The following is a 23,754-nucleotide window of genomic DNA, read 5'->3' as shown; positions in this document are numbered from 1 at the left end:
TAAGATTACGAAATCTAGATTATTGTGTTTGCTGAATGTTTGGTTGGCCAAAAGAATCTCTAAAATCATGATAGCGAAGACTGATACTTCCACCTGCAGAAGAAATTAATTCATTACCTAATTTGTTACAAATTTTAGTCGGTACCTTGAAAATTCCCTCAAATATTCCAGTACTTGTACCCGTCTCAATCAATACAAATCCAGTAGATGCTAATCCACCATGCTCCACATCATTAATGGTACATCTTTGATATCGGATATCTTTGATTCTAATTTCTAACAAGATGCCACCACTGCTAGATCCAACAGTATCCACAAATGGAGAATTGGGATCATCAACTACTCGGTAAATGTCTATCAAGTCACTATTTAAATTCAAATCAGGATCAACAAGGGTAACTGTAACAGGTTGACCAAAACGATAACTTTTAGGAGTTAGAAAAAGCGTGGCAGGATCTTCTGGTGCTTCCACATGGAGTAAATATTGAATGGACTTTAAGAATTCAGTATCAGATAAAATCCCTTGACTCCACCATCTGACATTTTTTCTAATCTCTGCTAGGTCTCTTGGAGATTCTTTACTTTCTAAGGATACGTCTTTTGGAAAATTAATTATTTCGTGTTTTATAAGATATTTTATTCCTTCAACAAAATCAGAATTAGATATTTGACTCAATGACCACCATTTTGAGATATTATGGAACCATTGAGGAATAAGTTCTTGGGATTCAGATCTTGTTGTAAAAGCGTTAGTATCATCACCAATATTTTGATTAGGATTAGATTTCTCATATGGATTAATTGTAAAGCTAATTTCTGTGACTTCTGAATATCGTCCAAAATTAGATTTAACATTATATACACCAATTTTTTCGAAATTAACAGTATCAATAAATATAGAAAAATTTTTCTCTGGACTAACATCCGTTTTTAGTAGTGACGCTATTCTTCCAGTAGGAGAGTAAAGAATTATTTGGATGGATTCGTTTTCATGATATTTCTCTACTGTACCTGTAATGTTTATCACATCACCAATCATGTAAGATTCTTTGTCGGATTCAACAAGCAAATATTCGTATTCTGATTGTGATCGATAATTTCCATATGCTTCAGCTTCTATAATTACTTCAAAAGCAAGTAAGATAACAACAGACAGAACAAATATTTTCATACTAGTAGTACATGGTTTTCATGTTAGATAAAATTTGAGAATTTTTACAATCTAACTACATATTATGAACTGGAATCATTTTTGATAAAACACAGACGGTATAAAAAAAGGAAATGATTAATTTCATCTTGGCGGAATTTGATGAGACAGGATATTCGTTTCCATTTATTACAAAAATTACTATAAAGTTTGGGTTTGCGGACCTGTTGAGATTTGTATCTAATACATAAAGCACATCTTTAATTGATTTAGGATCTTTTTTGAAAACAAAATCTGTTTTACATGAAAATTTTTTACACATGAAAATTTTTATCTTATATTATTATTGATGATGTATGAAATTGAGTTCTTATGAGTTTGCATCAAAGCAGTGTACAAGAATTTTTACTTTTATGGTTTTACTTCTATTTTCATCATTATTTGGATTATCAAGTTCCTTTGCAGATCAAGGTGATTTCTTATTTAAAATATCAAATCCCATCACAAATCAAAATATTGCCGACTATAGTCATTTTGGTCAATCCGTAGCTTCTTCAAATGACGGCAAGATAATAGTTGGAGGCTATATGTCAACAGTTATTCCAGATTATACAAATCACGTCTTTGTATTTGATGGTATTAATGGTGATCTTGTTTCTGCAATACCTAACCCAGCACCTCCAACAAATATGCCCGATCAATTTGGATACTCTGTAGCATCTACTCCTGATGGAAATATCATTGTTGGTGATCCAGGTAAAGTTTCTATTCATAACCTTGCAGGTGCAGTTTATGTATTTGATTTTGCACGAGGTATGGTTATCGAAATCATCAGTCCCAATCCAATTGAACACCCGTTGTCTCAAACAAATTTTGGATACTCTGTAGCATCTACTCCTGATGGAAATATCATTGTGGGATCTCCCAGTGCTGATTATGATGATTCTTTTGCAGGTGCAGTTTATGTATTTGACATTAATGGAAATATGATCTTGGAAATCCCAAACCTTAACCCAAATAATTCCGGTTTACCATCATCTCTTTTTGGATACTCTGTAGCATCTACTCCTGATGGAAATATCATCGTAGGTGCTCCAAACACACATTATCCTGCGGTAAATATCTATGGTGGTGCTGTCTATCTCTTTAATGGCACTACTGGCGTATTGATCCATGAAATATTTGATAACACTGTTTTATTTCCACCTGTGATTGATTATTCTAATAGGTTTGGTCAATCAGTTGCATCTACCACGGATGGGAAGATAGTTTTTGGAAATCCCTACATGACCAATGACGAGTTAGATAGAGTTATTATTTTTGATGAGGATATTCGCAGTATACAATATTTACGACAACCATTACGAAATTTTAATGACTTATTCGGTCAATCAGTTGCAACTACATTGGATGGCAACATAGTTGTCGGTGATCCAACAAATATCGATCCCGATGCAATGAATATGGGGTTTGTTCATGTTTACAATAGCACAGGTCACCTTCAACATACCTTATCGTTCAAGGAGACCCCTTTTCTGCGTGTTTATTTTGGTCAATCCGTATCTTCTTCAAATGACGGAAAGATAATTGTCGGTGCACCGCTATCAGGAGGTGGAAGTCATCCTGAAGGAGCAGTATATGTATTCGACTATAAAAAAGAGTTAAATTTCTGTGATGGGGTGCAAAAAATTTCATCGTTAGATACGTCTAGTTCTCTTTCATTGGCCAAGACTGGTTTCATTACTGCATTTTATGATGGATGCATTAATAACATAAAACTAGATCAAATTTTATGCCTCAAGATCATTAATGATTTTGGAACCACGATATCGCCCATCAACATTTGTGCAAATAATGTTAACCCTCAATGTTTGATTGATGGCTGCCCTTGGAATGGACCATACATTGTAGAAGCATTACCTACGATATACACAGAAATTACCATTTCCGAGCAAGTATTACACTCTACTTCAAAATGGATGAATAATGAAATATCAAGTAATTCATTTAACAACATATTGAAAAAGTTTCACGAAAGTGAAAAAATTTCATATAATAATCTAACATCTGTTCCAAGCATTGCTTTTGAGATAATTATTTCATTTGCTACAATGGGCATATCTGTTATAGTTGGGCTCTATTCTATCTTTCACAGACATTCACACTAATCCAAAAATTTCTGAGAATTCATAACTGACTTGATTTTGATATTACGAAAATAATCAAACAAATTCAACTAAAACCATCAATACCTCCAAATCACATATTGAAACAGACAAATGAAAATTTCTGAACTTAGATGGGTTGATCGATTCATAATTGCAGCTATAATTCAGGGTGCAATGATTACAGTTATGGCTATCGTCATCGTAGCAATCCAAGTAACAAATAGCGATATTAACATTATACAATATCTGTCATTATCTTTTGAAGGTACTGCAAAATGGTTCTTTTTGGGAATAATATTTCATCTCATTATAATAATTGCTATAGCAGTAACTGCATTGTTTTATAGCCATCTTGAAATCACATTAAAGAAAAAATTCTCAAGAAAATCAAATGTGTTAGCTGCAATCCACTTGATTGGAATGAATATTGGTGGTGCAGGTTCCATGATGATCATGACTTATGCGGGGCTGGCAGGTACTGGATTGCTTACCATTTTCACTGAAGGAAAACTTGGACCAAAATATCCTGCCATCATGGATTCATTCATAGAGCCAATTGGTGGGTTTATTGCACTTTTAGCATTAGGAGTGATGTGTGGTGGCATGGGTTTTGTATTGGCATATAGGAATGATTCATAATCCGATACAAGATTATGAGTTCAAATCCTTCACGATCCACCAAACATAGTTCGAGTCTGTTGAGGTTTGCTCAGGATTCTATTTTTTAAAAATAAATTCACAATATCGGGGGGGATTTCAGACTTATTTTTCTTGATTTTTAACATAATCCATACAATACAAGATACAGTGAGAACGACTAGAGAATCTCCTTTTTGTAATTTGATCATCCATCCATTCCATAAGTTCTGCATCAATAGACACGCTGATCTTTTCTTTCTTCAACGGTATGCAAAAGTATGCAAAAAGAATATAACTAATGGTGTGTACAATACATACTAGGTAGGTAATATGGTTACGAAAAATGATAAAAATTCAAGGAAATTAAGAGATGATGAACTAACATGGCATGAAGAGATTATCAAGGCACAACTGGAGCAATGGATTGTAGATGTCCAGAAAAAAGCAGAATTAGAATACAGACTGCAAAAAGCATTTGAGAATTCCAAGAGTCATGTTTCATCTCTTAGTCAAGAATAATTCTAAAATCAAAAATTGATTGGATTTTTTACACATACAGCAATCAATAAAGTAATTCACTCTAGTATTGTTAGCATCAATAAACTCTCAAAGACTATCGTATCCTTTACGACTCCACGCTTTGAGAGATTTGATGTTTTTCTGTTCAATAGAGAAAAATTTTATTAAATATTATGAACATAATACTTTTGGAAGCTGTATCACGCAATATCATCATTAGACATTGATTATTCCTGACCAAGACACTTTATTCCATTTAAGGATAATCAGTCTGGATTCCAAAAATAGATTAAACTTACTACATTGGATCTTAAGACCAAAACCGAATCAGGTACTTGGTGAAAGTTCCAATTAATCCTGCTATGACAATCTGGTATTTAGGGAATGCTGATGATTTGTATGGACGATTTATTCATTATGGTTTTATGTAAATTTTGTAAATACATACTATGTCAAAGGATAACACATCTGAATCTTGGGAACAATTATTGGGATTGTCTTGGACAATACTTGATGAAGAATAGTCTCAAAGATTAGAACAACCTATGATGATAAATCACATAAAATACTTTTAGATAATTCTGATTTGGGATTTGTTTAGGCTACCTTCTTGAACATGACGGATTTTGCTTGTGTTTCCTGTCGAGTCCACCACACTGCCAGGAGGAGTAATTATCCAATATTTTGAAAGTGGTTGAGTAGGTTCTCTTGCAGGATCTCTGCCTGCGTCTTTACGGACTTTATCAATGAGAGTTTTCATCGGTACGTCATCTTCATCAGCAATGTATTTCACTAGCAAATCAAACATTACTTTCAATTGTGATTTTGATAAGTTTGGAATAATCCAACAGCGTCTTTCGTGTATGTTGTTTTGGTTTCTTGTTTGTCGTCATGTTGTTTCATATTCCTTTTCATCTGTAAGCGTTCCTTCTACTCCCACTTGGACTTGATGTTTTCCAGATGGGGTTCCTACGGGTATAGTGACCTCAATCTTACTGTTATCCCAAGAATTAATTTTACCGGCAGAAATTACATTATCTCCAAATCTTACAAATCCCTGCGTATTTCCAAAGTTAGATCCAGTAATCACAATGCTTGCATTTGCTTTCTGGTTTGAAGGAAAAATGCCAGTGATTTCTATTTCTTGCTTGGTAACTATTTTACCTCCCAAATATGCACCTTGACTCATTCCCATTAAAACAACAAGTGTAGGATCAATATCAGGAAGAATTAACTCCTCAAAGTTGCCGTTATTTGCAGTATCAGATACATTAGAAAACAATATGATAAGATAGATTACAATTCCAATCCATGTCCAACCAAACATTTGAAATCTAGTAAGTGTTGGTTTGCCCTTTTCTTGCAACATTGATGAAAATCTTGCACCCTTTCCTGTTTCTTTTACTTTCTTGGAGTCAGTTGTTTTGTATTTGATAGAGGAAACTCCACCACTCACAACAGGAACTGCAACGCTTATTCCCATTAATGCAAGTAATGATAGAGGAATTTCTGTTGGTGGTTCAGAAATACCATGAAAAACCCGTATCAAATATACGCCAAAAAATGCAAAGATGATCACCATAGTCCATGCAAAAAATTGCAATATTGCTAAACTAGGGTACCAATCCCTATCACGTAGAATATCTAAGAAGCTTGCCTTTTTGTCACCACGTTTTAGTACAGCCCTTGCAACAAAAACTATCAAAACAACCACTAAAAATGAAATTACAAATGCAATAACAATACGGTCAGTTGAGGCAATATCTGTATTGGATTTCAGCAAATTGTCTTCTTGTGCATAAATGGAATTTGAAGGGAATAGAACCAAAAGAGAAAATGTTAAAACTAAAAAAATGCTGAATTGTTTATTTAGATTTCTCAATATCATAAAGTATTATGAGTAGGATAGATAAAGTTGTTCTTGATTTTCACAATAAAACAGGATTTTGGGTATTTTTTGAAATGGCTGTTATTCATAAAAGGATTTAGGGATTATTTTAAATAGTTAATTTCCAATAACATCATAAATGAATAATAAAATATTTTCTAATGATGATTTCTCAAAAGAATTCAATGAATTGTCAGGTCAACCTCAGAGAGCCCCTCCGGAGATAATTGCAGACAAAAAATGGGAATCATCAGGATTTATTCAAAACAGAATATGGGCTTTGGGGGAGTGGATACAAGTTAACAAGACCACCATCAGAACAAAAGAAGAACTTATTGTCCAACTTGATGAAGAAATTGAATCCTGTGCTTCAAAGGAAGAAAAACGAAAACTAATGAAAGAAAAAATAGAATTATTAGAATCTTTGAGCATCAATCTAAAGGAAAGACATGCTGTAAATATAGGCCCATTACCAACCTTATCTTTTATCAATAATTTTCTTCAAGATTCTATTCCCATATCTAATGAGCACACATCAACAATTGTATCTTCGTATTACAGTAAATATTATGGAGGATATTATGGAGGCGGACCAAATGCAGACGAATGGTGGACGTCTTTTTGGAATCCTTATGATGCATACATAGCTAATACCAAAGCAAATCAAGCATTGAAAAAAACACAGGAAAAATTTCCTAGTGGAGGTCACAATGATGATGCTGATGCATATAGACATGCTTTATGGAACTGCCTTATGGCAAGACAGATTGGAGCATCTGAAGCAAAAAAGTTTGGCGATGCTCACGAAAATTATGACGGAAATCCAGAAAATGAAAAAGAAATGGACTTACATAACAATAAGAAAGGAAGAGACTTGGCTACTGATCCTGAAAGTGTTTTAGGTCCTCCACCTGCAGGAGAACGCTGGCAAGATAAAGAATGCAGTGAACTTGTTGAAAAAGCATTGAATGAAGGAAAATTACAAACATCTCCACGGTAAATCTAAGTTGTATTGATAATCATTAGGAAATAAGATAAATTTCTCGACCAGTTTGTCAGCGGTAATTCTTAATATCGGAATAGGACAGCCTTCATCGTTGGATAAAAAAGAGATTCTAAAAGAATTTTCATCGGATCCTGATAGATATTACAATGTCAAATTGTTCCAAGAACAGGGATTTGTCAGAAAATCATGTACAAAATGTGGCAGATTCTTTTGGACTCTGGATTCAGGACGAGATTTGTGCCCAGATGATGCTGATGACACATACTCGTTCATCGGAGAGCCACCAACGACTAAGCGATTTGATTACACCCAAGCATGGAAACAAGTCGAAGAGTTTTTTGTAAAAAATAATCACACCTCAGTGAGCAGATATCCAGTAGTTTGTAGATGGCGTGATGATTTGTATTTCACAATTGCATCAGTCGTAGATTTTCAAAGAGTGATGGGTTCAAAGGTAGTATTTGAGTTTCCTGCAAATCCATTGGTAGTTCCACAGACTTGTTTGAGATTCAAGGATTTAGAAAATGTCGGAGTAACAGGTAGACACTTTTCGAGTTTCTGTATGATTGGACAGCACAGTATTCCAGAAGGAAAAGGATACTGGAAAGATGAATGTGTTGATTTGGATTATAGACTACTAACTGATCAGTTTGGAATTAAAAAAGAAGAAGTCGTGTTTGTTGAAGATGTTTGGGCAGGTGGAGGTTCCTTTGGTCCGTCACTAGAATACTTTGTCAGGGGTTTGGAACTAGGAAATGCAGTCTTTACTGAATTTCAAGGAGAGTTAGGACAGCACACAACTCTTGACCAGCGAGTAATTGACATGGGTGCAGGCCTTGAACGATTTGCATGGATCACTATGGGAACACCGACTGCTTATGATTGCTGCTTTGGTCCAATTAATCAGAAATTATTTGAAAAGATTGGAATTGATCCAGATTCAGAAATTCTAAGAAGATACTTTACAGAAATTGCAAAGGTACTAGAGGACTATGAGGATCTCAATGACGTTAGACGCCATGCGATAAAGAAGGCAGGACTAACTGATGACCAACTAAACAAAATGATAACACCGCTTGAAGGAGTGTATCTAATTGCAGACCATCTTAGAACTTTGATTTTTGCAATTACTGATGGTGCACTTCCAAGCAATGTTGGCGGCGGATACAATCTAAGAATGATGTTGCGAAGAATTAATGCAACAATTAGCAAGCTAAATCTGAAATTAGACATTGATGATTTAATTGATACCCATATTGATTATCTCAAAGATACGTATCCAGAATTAGACGAGAAAAGAGAAGACGTCAAGAAGATTTTAGAAATTGAATCCAGAAGATATGAAGAATCCAAAATTCACATGAAGAAAAAGGCAGAAAAGATTAGAGAAAAAGGCGTTCCATCTGTGGATGAACTCATCACACTGTACGAATCAGATGGAATTACGCCTGAATATCTCAAAGAAGTCAATGCAATTTCAGAGATTCCATCATCATTTTACTCTAAATTATCAGACTTGCACCAGTCTGAAAAGAAAAAGACAATTACGGAATTGCCACTAGATGAACTACCCGAAACGGATACTTTGTTTTACAAAGACGATCCAATGAAGTTTGATGCCAAAGTAATCAAGATATTTGATAATCAAGTTGTACTAGATAGAACTTCATTTTATGCAAGAGGCGGAGGACAAGAACCAGACCACGGAACCATTGCAGGATTCAGAGTGATTAACGTAGACAAACATGCACACATTATTGTTCACCAGCTAGAAGGTGGCACTCCAAAAGAAGGAGAGACAGTAAAGTGTGTAGTTGATGCAACAAGACGTGCAAACATTACAAAGAATCATACCAGTACCCACATAATTAATGCATCATCTAGAGAAGTATTAGGATCATGGATTTGGCAGCACTCTGCATTCAAAGATGATGATCATGCAAGATTAGACATCACTCATCACTCTTCACTAACTGACCAGCAAGTACAGCAAATTGAAGATGCTGCAAACAAGATAGTAAAAGAAAACTATCCTGTGTCCATCGAATATTTTGATAGAGGAACTGCAGAGCAAAAGTACGGATTTAGAATTTATCAAGGCGGTGTAGTTCCAGTAAAATCAGTAAGAATTGTATCAATTGAGGACAAGGATATCGAAGCTTGTGGTGGAACACATGTCAAAAAGACAGGAGATATAGAGTTGATCAAAATTACAAAGACAAAAAGGATTCAAGATGGCGTAGTTCGTCTAGAGTTTGTCTCAGGTCCCAATGCATTTGAGTATGTCAAACAACAAGAAATAATTTCAAAACAAAAAGAGCAAGAAATAGCAGAAAAAGAAGAACTAGAGAAGAGAAGAGAAGAAAATAAACAAAAAGCAAGAGTGCAGATTCCAATTTTACTTGAAAAGATTCTAGATGGAGAATCAGGAGACATAGATGGCATTTCCATCAAAAACAAGTTGTGCTTTACTGCAAGTGAAAACTATGATGAATATTTTCATCTCAACTTTGGCAAAAAGCTAGTAGCTAAAGATAATACTAGTGCATTTTGCGGGATTTTCGAATCAGGTTCAACTGTTAGGATTTTGGTGTATGCTGGAGAGCAATCAGGAATTAATGCAGGCGTAATAGCCAAGGAAATAGCCTCAATTTTAGGAGGTTCTGGCGGGGGGGATGCAAAATTTGCCCAAGGCGGGGGAAAAGACACATCTAAAATAGAGCAGGCAATAGCCAAAGCAAAATCAATGATTTTAGGATGATGAAATTTGGAGATTAATTGGACAGAAATTGAGAACAAGTGGAGAAGTAAATGGATTGCAAACAAAGACTTTGAGACAAATCCAAATGAGAAACAAAAAAAATTCATTACAGTGGCATATCCGTATCCCAACTCACCTCAACACATAGGACACGGAAGAACATACACACTAGCTGATGTTCATGCTAGATTTTATCGAATGAAAGGGTTCAATGTTTTGTTTCCCATGGCGTTTCATTATACTGGAACACCGATTCTTGGCATGGCAAAAAGAGTTGAAGCTGGAGATGCTGAACTAATTGAGAATTTAAAAAATCTGTATTCAGTTCCTGAAGAGTCGATAAAGACATTTGTTGAACCAGTAAAGATTGCAGATTATTTCCATGAAGAGATTAAAACTGGAATGATTGAGATGGGCTATTCCATTGATTGGAGACGAGAGTTTACAACAATTGATCCAGTGTATTCTAAATTCATTGAATGGCAAATCAACACACTACGTGAGAAAAATTTAATCGTTCAGGGGAACCATCCAGTTGGGTGGTGCCCTAAAGACCAGAATCCAGTGTCACAACATGACACACAAGGAGATGTAGAACCTGATTTCACTGAATATATTTTAATTAAATTCAAGTATGGTGATTACATCATTCCAACTGCAACACTACGACCTGAAACAATTTTTGGTGTTGTAAATTTGTGGGTTAATCCTGAAATAGTTTACAAAAAGATTACAGTGGACAATGAGAAATGGATTGTAAGTGCAGAGTGTGCATACAAGATAGAATTTTTGGATAAAAAAATAACATATGATGGTGAGATAAATGGTTCAGAATTAGTTGGAGAAACAGTAACTGTTCCCCACAGAGAAGAATCAATTGTAATGCTTCCTGCAAGTTTTGTTGAAAGTAAAACAGGTACTGGAATGGTAATGTCAGTACCGGCTCATGCACCATTTGACTATCAGGCATTAGAGGACATCAAAAAGACCAATCTAGAGGCAGATTTGGCCTCAAAAGTAAACAAAATCACTCCCATATCCATTATAGAAACTGAAGGGTATGGTGAGAATCCAGCAAAAGAGGCAGTAGAGAAATTCAGTGTCACATCCCAAAATGACCCAAAACTTGAAGAGGCAACAAAAGAAGTTTATGGAAAAGAGTTCTATGGTGGGAAACTCAAATCAAACACAGAACAATTCTCTGGAATCAAAGTTGCATATGCTAAAGACACCATAAAGGAATGGCTAATTGAAAACAAACATGCAGACATTCTACTAGAACTAACTAATGCATCAATAAAGTGCAGATGTGGAGCAGAGTGTGTAGTCAAAGTACTAAACAATCAATGGTTCCTAAACTATGGTGACAAAGAATGGAAGGAATTAGCTACGAAATGTTTTGATCAAATGAACATTTTACCACAGGAGATAAGATCAGAATTCCAATATGTCATAGGGTGGTTGCATGAAAGAGCATGTGCAAGACAGCACGGATTGGGAACTAAACTTCCATGGGATAAAGACTGGATTGTAGAGAGTTTATCAGATTCTGTAATATACATGGCATACTATACCATTTCAAAATTTGTAAACAATGGCACTATAGCTGCAGATAACCTATCAAAAGAATTCTTTGATTATGTATTTTTAGATAAGGGTGATGTGAACAAAGTTTCAGAGATCACAAAAATGTCGGCAGATATAATCAATGAAATTAAGAAAGAGTTCCAATATTTCTATCCAGTTGATTCAAGACATTCAGGACGTGACTTGGTTCCAAACCACTTGACATTTTTTGTACTAAATCATGTTGCAATATTTCCTGAGAGTAATTGGCCTAAAGAAATTGTAGTTAATGGCTCTGTATTGATGAATGGTTCTAAAATGTCAAAGAGTATGGGAAACATCATTCCATTACGAAAGGCAATTCAGGATTATGGTGCAGATCCAATTAGACTTGCAATAATAATTTCAGCTGAATTACTTCAGGATGCGGATTTTAACATGGAGTCAGTTTCAGGAATTCAAAACAAGCTAGAATCATTATTCCATGAATGCTCGAGGCTGAAACCTGAGAAAATTGAGAATCTAGAGGCTGAAGATAGGTGGATTTTATCAAAATCTCAGAGCATGGTATCTGAAGTTACAGCAGCAATTGAAAAGATGAGATTACGCGAGGCTCTACATGATATTTTGTTTGCATTTGAGTCGGATTTGAGTTGGTACAACAAGAGAGTCAAGGCCAAAAATCGTCAAAACATTTCAGGAATATTGCACCAGATAAATTCCATACGGGTTGCAATGTTATCTCCATTTGCACCACACATAGCTGAAGAGATGTGGGAAAAATTGGGACATTCAGAGATGGTATCAACATCAGCATGGCCAGAGTTCTCAACTGAGAGTCTTGATGCGAACGCAATTCAATCTGAAGAATTGTTAAAATCAACTATTGATGATGTTGCAAACATTCTCAAAGTTACAAAAATCACACCACAGAAAATTACGATATACACAGCTGATTCATTCAAATCCAAAATTTATCATTCTATTTTAGAAAAAGTGATGGCAGGACAAACTAACATGGGAATTGTAATGAAAGAATTGATTGCAAATCCTGAAACTGCTGATGTCAAAAAGATTCCAGACTTTGTTCAAAAGACAATCAAAGATATTCTCTCTGAACCAACAGGAATTAGAGAAACAAAACTGCAGTCAAAAGAATTTGATGAAAAAGAATTCTTGGCAAATGAATTACCAAGTTTAGGAAAGAAAGAATTTGGCGTGGAGATTGATGTCTTTTCTGAATCAGATGACGGAATCTATGATCCTAAAGGAAAAGCAAGGCATGCAAGGCCGTTCAAACCTGCAATTTTGATTGAATAATTTCTAAACTCCAAATGTTTTATTACATTTAGGACAGGCCATTCCGCCAGTCTCAGTTCCACACTTTTTGCAACGCATAGTCATTCCAGCAATCTCGCGAGGATTGGTTTTAGTAGCTTTTACAATCAAAATTACAACAAGCAAAATTCCAATTGCAATTCCAATCCAGACAAGTACCATACTGTATTAGATACCATCTTTCTCATAAAAACCCCAAACTAACAGAAATGAATAACACCATTTAGTCAAGAAAATTGTTTTTATATCCTCTAATTTTTTAAAACAAATCAAAACAGTGCAAGTACTAAGACCAGAAAATCACCTTTGCAGTGAAATTTTGGGCATAAGCAAAACAATTCGATTTGTGGGGATATTATGCAAATGTGGCAGACTCAAGGCATATGACAGAAAAAAGGGAATAACCCCACAGCTAACAGTGCCTGAGACAAAGCTGGTACATCGTGAAGCACTACTCAAGGCAAAAATGAATAGAGTGTTTGATGGAAAACTAGGCAAAACAAACTGGTCTGTAGAATCCAGAGACAACGTAAAGTGGATTACAGTGTATCATGGCAAAGATCTCATACTTTTATCAACAGAAAATTCATCAGATCACAATACCATAGTTCAAAAGATTCTCTTAATTCTTGGAATTTAGAAATTAGATTTTCTTTTTCAAACTAGCTACTTGTTTTCCAAAGCAGTGATTCTTTTTGCCAGTTTTGCAACTCGTTTGTCATCAGCATCTGCACGCTTTTCGAGTTTTGCCAATCTGCGTTCTTGTTGCAGCTCACGTTGTTTGTCAGCTACCATGAATAACATATGTGAATTTGGCATATAGAATTATCTATACACAAAGAGATACGGCCTGAAACTGAACAGTTTTTGTAGATATCATAGAATATTGGTTTGACATTACAATGGAATAATCTCCAGATTCTAAAGTCAAGTCAAATGCTCCGGACTTTACCTTACCGCTGTCATAAAACGAAGTAAAGTATTGATCATTTTCAAATTTTTCAAAATTCATATCATCTAAGACCAGTACAATAATGTCATCTCCAAGGATATCATTTGCAATAAATCCCCCCTCGACTTGCGATTCACATAGCAGAGAAAATGCAATGTGGGCGTATGTCCCAGGACTAACCTGGTAGATAGAGTCTACAAATTTCTGGCCAGACAAAGATATCTCCAACTCATCTCCTCCAAACAAATCATTTACAATACTACCCAATACACTCTCTATTGATTTTCCAACTGAATACATCACAGAGTTTTGCAGTTTGTTTTTCTGTATTTCCTCATTGATTCGCTCTCTAACCTCATCATAGATTGAAATATTTCTTGTTGACTCAAAGGGGACAGGAATGCCAATACCAAAGAATTGGAAATATGCAATTCCCTTTACCTTTATCTCCATTACTCCCTGGGATTCTATTATGGAAAATACAGCTGGGGTCATGCTGTCTTTGTTTACGTTTTGAAATGATGTGATTACTTTGGTTTGGCCCGGGTTTATTGCAAGATCCACATCACTGAAACCTTGTCCTATCAAGATGCCGTTAATCAAAATGTCATAGGACAAATCAGGAATATACACTGGAAGAACGCCATTATTTGAAATTCCAAATAATAAATTCAAATTCACACCCTCAATTAGCATAAATGCTGTACCAAACCACTCCCCAGTAAGAGTTGAGAGTCCAAGGTTTAACAGTTTATCCCAAGACAAAGGAGCCCAGTCAATGCTGTGAAGTCTCACATCATGCAGATTAACTGAAAGTTGGGTGTAAGAGTATGCAAATAATCCAAGTATAATTAGAAAGATTGCAAGAATTATAATTCCTATTGCAACTAGTTTGCCCATTTGTTTTCTGGAATAATTATGAAATTAAGTATGTTGATAGAATTAATCATCTGCGACTCAGAGACAATCTGTTTTTGAGTTTTCTGGCACGGGGTTTTGTTCGCAGTAATCTCCCACAGCAAGGACACCACAGGCCTTCCCATGAAATGAAGACTTCACATTCAGGGCATCGCTTTTGACCTTGCTCGTATCTGCCGCCTTCTAGGGTGTTGCTCTTTGCAACATATTGTTTGCAGACATTATTACAATGCACACTAAGTACACATATATCTTGTAGAAAATATTGTCGGTTTCCCCAAATTTTAAAAATCAGTTACATAGTTTCTGATTTCTCATCTTTGCTCTATTTCTGTATGTGATGAGATGATATCTAATGATATTCTTGAGTTTTCCTCAACTGGCAACTCCTCTTCAATGCAGATGCTAGAAAATCCAGATAGTCCGGGTCTTACATCAAGATTTATTTTTTCCAATTCATAACTTGGATCCGGATTATACTGCAATCTCGTGAAATCAGTTTAGCATGAATAATACAAAACCTCATGATTTGCAGCATGGTTTTCTACTCCCCTCTTCAAAATGGTAAAACATTACTTGGGCGTATGCATGTGTCACACCCCAACATGTTACAAATCATGAGAGAGTATCTAGAAAGAAAGAGCCTAAAAGGGCAGGTTAGAGCAATAACAAAAAAACAAAGACATACCATTAGCTATTGAGTATAGAAATTGCAAAGTCAGCATTATCAGAATGCAAATTATACATACAAGCATGAAAACGCAAAAAGAGACATACAAATTAAAAAAAAGAATTGATCGAAAAACTTACGGGCTATATATCATATGGATTATCCCTTGAGAGTCTCGTGAAAAATTAATTTTTAAAAATTAAAAACTATTCTCAAAGACCACATCAGATAATGGTAATTGTCCACCACGCGGTGCAGGTTCTTTTGCAGACTTGCCAATCACTACCATCATTGTAACTATATGATCATCAGGCAGATTGATCAATTTTCCAACCTTTCCATAATCAAATCCTTCCATAGGACAACTGTCATATCCCATAGATTTTGCTGCAAGCATTATGGTCTGAGATGCAATTCCGCAAGAGCGAATTGCCTGGTCTTTTTCAAGTTCAGGATTCCCTGAATATGCCTGTCTGATTCCATTAACTAGATAATTTCGAGATTCTTCAGGAACATTTTTCCAGTAGCGCTCGGGATTTTTCTCCCAGGCCTTCAAGTCTGCACAGAGTACAATAACTAGAGAAGCTTCAGCAACTTGTCTTTGTCCATAGGATAATTGACATATATGATCTTTGAGTTTCTGCTCTGTAACAATTACGAATCTCCAGTTTTGAATGTTGTATGAAGTTGGCGATAAAATTGCTGCTTCAAGAATCTGATTGATTTCATCTTTAGTAATTTCGTAATTTTTAAAACTCTTAATTGAACGACGAGACTTTATTGCATCAAAGATATCCATGGTAACACAGCTCAGAATACCAAATTTAACTTTATGAAAAGGTAAATGAACTTAAGATCAACTCCCGAAAGGATGTTGATGACAGCTCGTCGCTTAAGATCAGAAACACCTGTTACCTGATGACAGCGATTGTCTTTAGACCTGAAACTATTGTGATCAGACGAAAGACTTACCTTTCAAAATCAATATGGAATGTTCATATTTAACCAGTACTACTTTTTCATACTAGTGACAATCAAGTTAACACTAGGTAAATTTCCAGATAGTGTATTTATTAGGCAAAAGGAAATCGCAAGATGTCTTGAAGATTGCAGTAATGGGAATGGGTGTTGCAGGATCTTATCTAATGGCCAGACTAAAGGATTCAGAGCATGAAGTTGTCGGTTATGAAAGAAATACTGAAGAGAAACACGACTCGATTTGTGCATGGGGAACAATAAAACCAGTACTGGCAGATTTTTGCAAAAAGACTGGCAGAGATTTTAATGACTTTCTAATTCATGACGGCAAAAACATGCATGTCAAAATGAACAATGACGTAAAGTTTGATATCGGATTGAAAGGATTGTGCACATATAACAAATTAGGATTAATCAAAGATTTCATCAAAGATTCCAAGGTAATTTACGGAGAAGCTCCAAAGATTGAAGAGTTAGAAAAAGAATACGACATGATAGTTGACTGTACTGGCTTTAACAGAGTTTATCTGCCAAAGCTAAAGGAGGATTTTTTCCTGCCAACATACGAGTACAAGGTAGAATATGAAAACGGTGTTCCATATGATGACTTTTACATAGAGCCATTTCCAGGAATGTCCGGATACTTTTGGTATTTTCCACTAGGGGAAAAATGGGCACACATTGGAGCAGGAGATTACAATAAAAATCACATAAAGGCAACTGATGAATTTTTGCAAAAACACGGAGGCAAAGTAATTGCAACAAAGGGCAGACCAATCAGACTTGCAACGCCAGACAGATGCAAGCCATACTATTCAGGAAAAGTAGTTGGAGTTGGCGAATCAATTGGAACAGTGTATGCACTTTTGGGCGAAGGAATTATTCCATCAATGCAATGCGTTGAAATATTCTTGGAAAACATGAATGATTTCAAAGCATATGAGAAAGCAGTAGAAGAACACTACAAAGTGTACGCCAAGGTGTTTAATTTCGTTAGAGCAAAAATTCACAAGGACTTTAATTTCTTTAAAGCACTACCAGACTTTATTGCAATATTTCGTTACATGAAAAAGAACGAAGATAGGTTTGGAATGAACATCAAAATTGCAGACTTGATGAAAGTAGCTAAGGCTTAACTAAAACTAACAGAGCCAAACCCTTCTCTATTGGTTCTATTTGATGCCATGTTGTAATCGTAAATTGTTTTGGAATAATCCTTGAATTCATCCTTCATTGGATCCAGAGTATCTGCCAAGTAAAAGCCAGGACAATCACCCGTAAACTGATAGGTGGCATGAACACGTGCAGTGCCTTTTTCGTTTTCAAGCCAGCTAGAAAATGGATAAAGATAGCACACCCCAGGTCGGTCTGGATGCATACTGCACCCACCCTTTTCATCTAGGAATCTACAAGAGATGTGGGTTCCATCATCAACTTCTGTCTCATCTTTTTTTCTTTTCAGATTAATGGTAGTCATTGTAGTTAGTTGTCCTGACGGTCCTGGCTCCTGATACGTTACAGTGAGTGTTTCATTTTTTATAAAATCAGAAGGTTTTTGATATTTCAGACCCTTTCCGATTATTATCAAGTCATCAGATGTTAATGGCAGTCTTCCTTGTCTGTCACAGCAGTTGTGACAGTCAGGCCAAAAGCATTTCCACAAAATGAATTTTTTCTCAGAATTAAGATACGGCACATGAAAGACTACATCTCGGACTTTGAGTGGATAGTCAGAGACATCAGTAATTTTGCCTAGCATGAATTTGCGTAAAATCGGGTCAACATCCCAATCTTTTTCTAACAAGTTTAATGATTCTTCAATTTCGTTTTGAGACAACTATTAAGATATAACATCTTTTGATGATGTTATTAATGTTGAGTGAAAAAGGAAAGCATGCCTCAGCTACACAAAACAGAAGATGGGTATGGAGTGAAATTATCTGGCCTCTGGTTTTAGAAGTCAATGATGTATCATTTACACTAAAGCAATTTCAAAACAAACGTCAACAAATATGTCAAGAACAAAATGTTTCAATCAATGTTCCATCAAGAGGACTAGTATCATTAATGCAAAAAGGAATTTTGTTAAAGGAGGGAAAAATTTATTCAATTCATTATAGATTAATCCCATACATGCGATTAAAAGCAGTGTGTGATTATTCAACTGCAATTCATGAAGTTAGAATAAAGTAATCACAGAAAATTACAATGAAAACATACACAAAAATAATTCATAATAGAAATTCCAAACAGAACAACAAATGAATATATTCTAAAACAGCAAAATTTCTTCAAGTAGCCCGATAGTCTAGCGGTCAAGGATTCTGCCCTCTGGATCTCAAGAGTGGATAGGCGGAGACGGCAGTTCGAATCTGCCTCGGGCTACTGAAAAAATGTCTAACTAATTATCTATCTGGATGCTTGTGCTATTCTTTCTAGCTCATTTTTCTTCTTTACAGAAGGAGCATTGGGATCATTTGCTGCTGCAAGCATTAGTTGTTCTGCCATATGTTCTTCGATTGGTTTTGGATTGGAAAATGTTGCCTCTTTGATTGCATCGGCGATGAACTTTAGTGCCAAGTCTACTCTTCTGATTGGGGCAACATCAACGGATACATGATAAACAGTGCCACCATAAACGATTCTAGTAGTGTCCTCGTTTGGTGCAGAAAATTCAATTGCTCTAACTAAAACTTCAACTGGGTTTTGTCCAGTCTTTAGAGCAATAATATCAAAAGAAGTTTTTACAGTGTTTAGAAGCTTGGTTTTCTTACCAGTCATTCTACCTGTGTTCTTTGCATACTTCTTTCCAAAGTGCATTGTTTTGTTGATTAATCTCTCAACAATGTTAACATCTGCTTTGTTGAATCGCTTCAATGCTGAACGACCATAAGTGTAAGGCAAAATTTGTTTTCTCAAAGAGATGGCAGTCTTGAGTCCAGGATCTTTAATTTCAATATCAGATAAATCCCACTTTCTAAATAATAACAAGTTTTTAGTTTGTGCCATTTCTATCTCCTTGGTTTCTCTTTCTTTCCAATTACTAGTTCGTGAAGTGATGTACCGTTAACTTTGAAAACTTTGAATCTAACACCAGGAATATCGCCCATTGCACCACCTTGTGTTGCACCCATTCCTTGAATATGAACTTCGTCGTGTTCATCAATAAAGTTCATTGCGCCGTCTCTTGGCAAGAATGCTGTAACTGTTTTACCGTTTTTAATTAGTTGAACTCTAACACATTTTCGGATAGCAGAGTTTGGCTGTTTTGCTGCAATACCTACTTTTTCTAAAACAATACCTCGTCCTTGTGGAGCCCCTCCAAGTGGATCTGCTTTTTTATCAATTCCGAGTTTTCTCCTCTTGTATGTAGAGATTGCCCATCTCTGTCTTTTCTTTTTAGTAGTTAAAACTCGGCCAGCAAATAATCCAAGTGGTGATTTTCTCATATATTACATCTCCATAGTAGCACGTTCAGGACTGTTAATCAGTACGCTGGTAATATCAAAATATCGTTTTGCAAGAAGTCTTGCTTTCTCAGCATTTCTGCCTTCCCGTCCAACTACGATTCCTTTCTTTCTTGGGTCTACCATAACGATTGCCTGTTTTGTCCCATCTGCTCGTGTATTTATTTTTACTTCAGAAATTAGTTTTGAGTTTAGCAAAGAAGCCAGGAATTTTGCGGGATCTTCGTCAAATTCCACCAATTCTACATTCCTTTTAACAATATTTTGTAATGATTTGATATGAACGCCGCCTTTACCAATTGCTAATCCCATTTTACCAGAATTTACTACAAAAATTACTCTATCTTGTTTTTCATCTTCGACACAATCACGTGCAGTTGCACCAGTTACATTTTGGAAAAGGGACATCATACGCATTTGATCTGTTGTGAGTTTAATTGACTGTGTCATTAGAAATCCTATTTATCTCCGACTAAAATTGTCTCATTTAAACTTTCATTAACAAAAATACAACTAATCATTTTTTTCCTCAGCTTCTGTATCTTTTAAAATTGATTTAATGTTTGCATCAGGTATTGAGGTGAATGAAATTGTTGAAATTCTAAATTGCAAGCCGCACAGTCTTCCTAGTGCGACTGAAGTCCCTTGAAAGTTTACTAGAGGTACTTTTTCTTTTTTTGCATCAGATTCAATTTTCTCAACCATCTCTTTACTCATTGATTGAGATAACACAATTAGCTTGGAATTTTTTATAGAGTTCAAAACTTGTTTTGTACCCATTGTTAATTGATCTTCTTTTCGGGCATCCTTTAATGATTTTTCAAGTAATTTACTCATTTGCGTTTCCTTAAGTCGATCGTCATCACAGGGCTTTATAGGTTTATTGAAAAATTACGCACAATATCAGAAATTAGTTTAGAAAATCAAACATTGAACCCAAAGTAGAAAACACTGCACCAATTTCATCAAAAAAGGTAATTGGTTTTTCCTCCTCTTTATTAATTGGGCTGGTTACTGTAGGTAAAACAGATTCAGAGTAAACTGTTTTTTCAATACTTGGTTCTATTGGCACATCCACTAAAGTTACAATTGGAGTGTTTAGGGATAACACAATTTCAAGATTTTTTATAGCAGAAAGATAGTTTGGATTTTTCTTTAAAATTTCTTCATACAATGAAATAGCACCATTGTAATCTTTCAAATTTGCAAGGGCATTTGCCTTGTTGTTTTTGGCAGGCAGGAATTCAGGATTAATTTTGATAGCATGATCATAATACACTATTGCCTCAGTAAAATATCCCAATTTTCCCAAGGCAGAACCTTTGTTTACAAGAATTTCTATATCGTTTGGATTATCAATTAGGGATTCATTAAAGAAATTCAAAGACCCATCAAATTCACATAATCGATACAATGCAGGCCCCATTCCATCATAGTATGATAGGGTATCAGCAAGCACACTTTTGTCACATTCCAGATTTATTTGGTTTAGCATCAATCCTAATTCGATATCCTCAACAGTGAGATTAGTTTGTTCTTTGATTTCAGTTGGAACAGTTCTTTTTGGATTAATTTTTTCATTTATTTTTTGAGTATCAGGAGTTTTTGTTTTTTGAGGAATTTTTTCTTGAATAGTTTTTTTAACTACCGAAGTATGTTCAGGTTTTGATTCTGGATTTTGCGAAGGTTCTTTGATTGAAGATTCAGCAATGAGATTGGAGTTATCAACTTCTGTTTTAATTGTTTCATCAATTGTTTCATCAATTGTTTCATCAATTGTTTCATCAATTGTTTCTACAGTTACATTTTGAGATTCTTTGTAATAATCAAAAAACGACATGGTTTCAGATTCCCCATAATGAGCTTTAATTGAGTATGTTCCTTCAGTTCTAAAATTGACACCATCTTTTACAAGAAAACTAGTTGAAAATTCCAAATCAGAGTTTATTGTACCAAAATAAAATCCCGCAGGCATTCCATAGGGATCATAAATTCCTATCAATGCAGTAGGAGAACCCAATGCAGAAACAAGACCTGTGATGTATATCACATCATTGTTTGCGTATTGATTTTTGTCCGTGTAAAGAAGAGAAATTTTGGGCTCTTCGTTTATCTGAACAGGAACTTCAGTTTCTTCTGATGTGTCACCTATTGTAAAATAATGATTTTCAGAGATTTGTCCATAGTCTAGTTTTATGTGGTATTTCCCAGTTTTTTCATAAAATGGAGAGTCAAGATGAATAGTCTTTGTGAATGTTTTTTCAGGTAAGATTTCCAGATTGTTTGCAGATAAAATTTTTCCATCAGGATCATATACACTCATAGCGATTACTGGCATTCCAAAATCAAGAATTTCACCTGAAACAGTAAGGGAATCACCGACGTTGTAGGATTGCTTATCAGTATTTACGAGAAATGTTTCTGCAAAAACATCTGAGAAAACGAAAGATGATAGTATGGTTAACACTAACGTTATTCCAAGTAAATGTCCTAACACACAAAAAATTTTGTAATTTTGTATTTAATAATCACGTAGAAATCATACTTTTCATTCAACTGTGATCATAGTGGACATTATTGGTGCCAATACAGTTGGATCTCCAAGAGAGTTCCAGACAAATGTCTCAATTTTGTAAATACCAGATTTTTTTGGAATCCATGATTGTGAAACATCAAGACTTTGTGCTGATGACAATTCACCTTGAACCCAAGAGATCGACTCTACAAAATTATTGTCATTTTTTACTTGAAACAAGTAGACAAATTTCTGATCAAACTCATTTGGATTAACTATAGTTCCAACTATTTGCAATTGATTATTTGGTGAAAATGATTGCAATGAATTTCCAAGTGCGTCAGAGAATTTGATTGGGAGATTGTCTATTCTTTCTATTGGAGGAACAGAAGAGTCAACTAGGGCAAAGGTTTCAATCTGCAGATTGTCTGTAATGGAATACGGTTTTGGTAAAGTATAATCATCATATTTTGCAAAAATTTTATCGCCAGATACTGAATAAAGTCGACTTCCACTAGTAGTTGAAGTCTGAGATAAAGAAATTGTTGCGACAAACATTCCAGAACTTTCTGATGTCTCAATTCCATCAACTTTTATTCCTGCAATATCAGAATCTGAAGAAACTTGAATTGGAATATGATCTAACGTTTCAGGATTCAGATTCATATCAGAATCAATTATGCGAACAGTTACAGCATCATCTAAGAGAAAAATTTCTTGGGTAAATTGAATGGTTCCAACGTTCCAACTTACAGGTGCTGATTCAGTTAAGATTACTCCATCTGCAAATTCAAAGGATATGGTAACTGCTGAATCCCTACCAACTTCTAAAAATCCACTAGTTGGACCAGTACCCATAGTTCTTGGAGTGGTATCAATATTACCATCACCATCTGCATCATGTGCAAATCCTGTAAGGATTACTTCAGCTGTGAATACTCCGGAATTGGCATCAGTTTCTGTAAATCTATATGGTTCAAGCGAATGTTCTCTTGTTGAAATTTTAATTGGATGGTCTTGTGTGTTCCCAATTGAATCAATCAAATTTTTATCAGTATTCCAACTAGGGGCAATGATTGTCATTTTTATTTTGTCAGTCCAAGTGTACAAAGGTTTGTCTGTAAATATTGGAGCATATGGTTTATTATAATCAGGAATTGGTTCACCAAATGCTGGAAGTAAAATCAAGGAAATCATCATGAAAAAAAGATACATACCA

25 protein-coding genes and 1 tRNA gene are annotated in these 23,754 nt (G+C 35.2%); 10 read left to right on the top strand and 16 right to left on the bottom strand.

Going from position 1 to position 23,754, the window contains the following annotated elements:
* Positions 1–19: 19 nt before the first annotated feature.
* Positions 20–1,171 carry a hypothetical protein gene (locus tag C5F50_RS02600; protein ID WP_179372147.1) on the bottom strand — a complete coding sequence of 384 codons (1,152 nt, stop codon included), beginning with the start codon at positions 1,169–1,171 and terminating at the stop codon, positions 20–22.
* A 335-nt stretch (positions 1,172–1,506) separates the two neighbouring features.
* On the opposite strand from C5F50_RS02600, the gene C5F50_RS02595 reads away from it, so the two are divergent.
* From C5F50_RS02595 to C5F50_RS02585, 3 genes are all read left to right on the top strand, one after another.
* Complete coding sequence (locus C5F50_RS02595) at positions 1,507–3,318, top strand: WD40 repeat domain-containing protein (RefSeq protein ID WP_179372146.1); 1,812 nt, start codon at positions 1,507–1,509, stop codon at positions 3,316–3,318.
* Between the two features lie 111 nt (positions 3,319–3,429).
* Positions 3,430–3,957, top strand: a complete 528-nt coding sequence (locus C5F50_RS02590; RefSeq protein ID WP_179372145.1) for a hypothetical protein — start codon at positions 3,430–3,432, stop codon at positions 3,955–3,957.
* A gap of 330 nt (positions 3,958–4,287) precedes the next feature.
* Positions 4,288–4,476 carry a hypothetical protein gene (locus C5F50_RS02585; protein ID WP_179372144.1) on the top strand — a complete coding sequence of 63 codons (189 nt, stop codon included), beginning with the start codon at positions 4,288–4,290 and terminating at the stop codon, positions 4,474–4,476.
* 571 nt (positions 4,477–5,047) lie between these two features.
* On the opposite strand, the gene C5F50_RS02580 is transcribed toward C5F50_RS02585, so the two are convergent.
* Both C5F50_RS02580 and C5F50_RS02575 read right to left on the bottom strand, forming a co-directional pair.
* Positions 5,048–5,269, bottom strand: coding sequence for a hypothetical protein (locus C5F50_RS02580; protein WP_179372143.1), 222 nt, complete (start codon positions 5,267–5,269; stop codon positions 5,048–5,050).
* A gap of 96 nt (positions 5,270–5,365) precedes the next feature.
* Positions 5,366–6,259, bottom strand: coding sequence for an IPT/TIG domain-containing protein (locus tag C5F50_RS02575; RefSeq protein ID WP_179372142.1), 894 nt, complete (start codon positions 6,257–6,259; stop codon positions 5,366–5,368).
* Between the two features lie 244 nt (positions 6,260–6,503).
* On the opposite strand from C5F50_RS02575, the gene C5F50_RS02570 reads away from it, so the two are divergent.
* The 3 genes from C5F50_RS02570 (at position 6,504) to leuS (ending at position 13,017) form a co-directional block, all read left to right on the top strand.
* Positions 6,504–7,364, top strand: coding sequence for a DUF6973 domain-containing protein (locus C5F50_RS02570; protein WP_179372141.1), 861 nt, complete (start codon positions 6,504–6,506; stop codon positions 7,362–7,364).
* A 97-nt stretch (positions 7,365–7,461) separates the two neighbouring features.
* Complete coding sequence (gene alaS / locus C5F50_RS02565; RefSeq protein WP_179372880.1) at positions 7,462–10,131, top strand: alanine--tRNA ligase; 2,670 nt, start codon at positions 7,462–7,464, stop codon at positions 10,129–10,131.
* A 6-nt stretch (positions 10,132–10,137) separates the two neighbouring features.
* Complete coding sequence (gene leuS, locus C5F50_RS02560) at positions 10,138–13,017, top strand: leucine--tRNA ligase (RefSeq protein ID WP_179372140.1); 2,880 nt, start codon at positions 10,138–10,140, stop codon at positions 13,015–13,017.
* A 3-nt stretch (positions 13,018–13,020) separates the two neighbouring features.
* Here the strand turns inward: leuS and C5F50_RS02555 are convergent, their stop codons facing one another.
* Complete coding sequence (locus C5F50_RS02555) at positions 13,021–13,197, bottom strand: hypothetical protein (protein ID WP_179372139.1); 177 nt, start codon at positions 13,195–13,197, stop codon at positions 13,021–13,023.
* Positions 13,198–13,354: 157 nt separating this feature from the next.
* Between C5F50_RS02555 and C5F50_RS02550 the strand changes: the two genes are divergently transcribed.
* Positions 13,355–13,675, top strand: a complete 321-nt coding sequence (locus C5F50_RS02550; RefSeq protein ID WP_246282114.1) for a hypothetical protein — start codon at positions 13,355–13,357, stop codon at positions 13,673–13,675.
* 26 nt (positions 13,676–13,701) lie between these two features.
* Here the strand turns inward: C5F50_RS02550 and C5F50_RS13175 are convergent, their stop codons facing one another.
* From C5F50_RS13175 to C5F50_RS02530, 5 genes are all read right to left on the bottom strand, one after another.
* Complete coding sequence (locus tag C5F50_RS13175; RefSeq protein ID WP_280924467.1) at positions 13,702–13,830, bottom strand: hypothetical protein; 129 nt, start codon at positions 13,828–13,830, stop codon at positions 13,702–13,704.
* A gap of 34 nt (positions 13,831–13,864) precedes the next feature.
* Entirely contained in the window at positions 13,865–14,887 is a 1,023-nt protein-coding gene (locus tag C5F50_RS02545; RefSeq protein ID WP_179372138.1) for an LEA type 2 family protein, read from the bottom strand.
* 46 nt (positions 14,888–14,933) lie between these two features.
* Positions 14,934–15,140 carry a hypothetical protein gene (locus tag C5F50_RS02540; protein WP_179372137.1) on the bottom strand — a complete coding sequence of 69 codons (207 nt, stop codon included), beginning with the start codon at positions 15,138–15,140 and terminating at the stop codon, positions 14,934–14,936.
* Between the two features lie 79 nt (positions 15,141–15,219).
* Entirely contained in the window at positions 15,220–15,390 is a 171-nt protein-coding gene (locus C5F50_RS02535) for a hypothetical protein (protein ID WP_179370587.1), read from the bottom strand.
* A 384-nt stretch (positions 15,391–15,774) separates the two neighbouring features.
* Positions 15,775–16,374 carry a nitroreductase family protein gene (locus C5F50_RS02530; protein WP_179372136.1) on the bottom strand — a complete coding sequence of 200 codons (600 nt, stop codon included), beginning with the start codon at positions 16,372–16,374 and terminating at the stop codon, positions 15,775–15,777.
* A 301-nt stretch (positions 16,375–16,675) separates the two neighbouring features.
* Between C5F50_RS02530 and C5F50_RS02525 the strand changes: the two genes are divergently transcribed.
* Positions 16,676–17,689: an NAD(P)/FAD-dependent oxidoreductase gene (locus C5F50_RS02525; protein ID WP_179372135.1), complete on the top strand. Its 1,014-nt coding sequence runs from the start codon at positions 16,676–16,678 to the stop codon at positions 17,687–17,689.
* On the opposite strand, the gene C5F50_RS02520 is transcribed toward C5F50_RS02525, so the two are convergent.
* Positions 17,686–18,390 (bottom strand): YkgJ family cysteine cluster protein, encoded by a 705-nt coding sequence (locus tag C5F50_RS02520; protein WP_179372134.1) that lies wholly within the window; start codon positions 18,388–18,390, stop codon positions 17,686–17,688. The genes C5F50_RS02525 and C5F50_RS02520 overlap by 4 nt on opposite strands.
* A gap of 35 nt (positions 18,391–18,425) precedes the next feature.
* Between C5F50_RS02520 and C5F50_RS02515 the strand changes: the two genes are divergently transcribed.
* Together C5F50_RS02515 and C5F50_RS02510 are read left to right on the top strand one after the other, a co-directional pair.
* Entirely contained in the window at positions 18,426–18,746 is a 321-nt protein-coding gene (locus C5F50_RS02515) for a hypothetical protein (RefSeq protein WP_179372133.1), read from the top strand.
* Between the two features lie 104 nt (positions 18,747–18,850).
* A tRNA-Gln gene (locus C5F50_RS02510) sits at positions 18,851–18,938 on the top strand.
* 24 nt (positions 18,939–18,962) lie between these two features.
* On the opposite strand, the gene C5F50_RS02505 is transcribed toward C5F50_RS02510, so the two are convergent.
* The 6 genes from C5F50_RS02505 to C5F50_RS02480 all read right to left on the bottom strand — a co-directional run bounded on the left by C5F50_RS02505 (position 18,963) and on the right by C5F50_RS02480 (position 23,750).
* Positions 18,963–19,562 (bottom strand): 30S ribosomal protein S7, encoded by a 600-nt coding sequence (locus tag C5F50_RS02505; RefSeq protein WP_179372132.1) that lies wholly within the window; start codon positions 19,560–19,562, stop codon positions 18,963–18,965.
* 2 nt (positions 19,563–19,564) lie between these two features.
* On the bottom strand, positions 19,565–20,002 hold the full coding sequence (locus C5F50_RS02500; protein ID WP_109876420.1) for a 30S ribosomal protein S12: 438 nt from the start codon (positions 20,000–20,002) through the stop codon (positions 19,565–19,567).
* A 3-nt stretch (positions 20,003–20,005) separates the two neighbouring features.
* Complete coding sequence (locus C5F50_RS02495) at positions 20,006–20,470, bottom strand: NusA-like transcription termination signal-binding factor (protein WP_179372131.1); 465 nt, start codon at positions 20,468–20,470, stop codon at positions 20,006–20,008.
* 63 nt (positions 20,471–20,533) lie between these two features.
* Entirely contained in the window at positions 20,534–20,857 is a 324-nt protein-coding gene (locus C5F50_RS02490; protein WP_179372130.1) for a ribosomal L7Ae/L30e/S12e/Gadd45 family protein, read from the bottom strand.
* 73 nt (positions 20,858–20,930) lie between these two features.
* On the bottom strand, positions 20,931–22,487 hold the full coding sequence (locus C5F50_RS02485; protein WP_246282113.1) for a tetratricopeptide repeat protein: 1,557 nt from the start codon (positions 22,485–22,487) through the stop codon (positions 20,931–20,933).
* An 81-nt stretch (positions 22,488–22,568) separates the two neighbouring features.
* A complete protein-coding gene (locus tag C5F50_RS02480; RefSeq protein ID WP_246282112.1) occupies positions 22,569–23,750 on the bottom strand; it encodes a hypothetical protein in 1,182 nt (393 codons plus the stop codon).
* Positions 23,751–23,754 lie beyond the last annotated feature (4 nt).

It is taken from the genome of Nitrosopumilus ureiphilus (genome assembly GCF_013407185.1).
Lineage (GTDB): Archaea > Thermoproteota > Nitrososphaeria > Nitrososphaerales > Nitrosopumilaceae > Nitrosopumilus > Nitrosopumilus ureiphilus.
The sequence above is the reverse complement of the archived record's forward strand: the minus strand, read 5'-3'. Positions and strand labels throughout refer to the sequence as shown.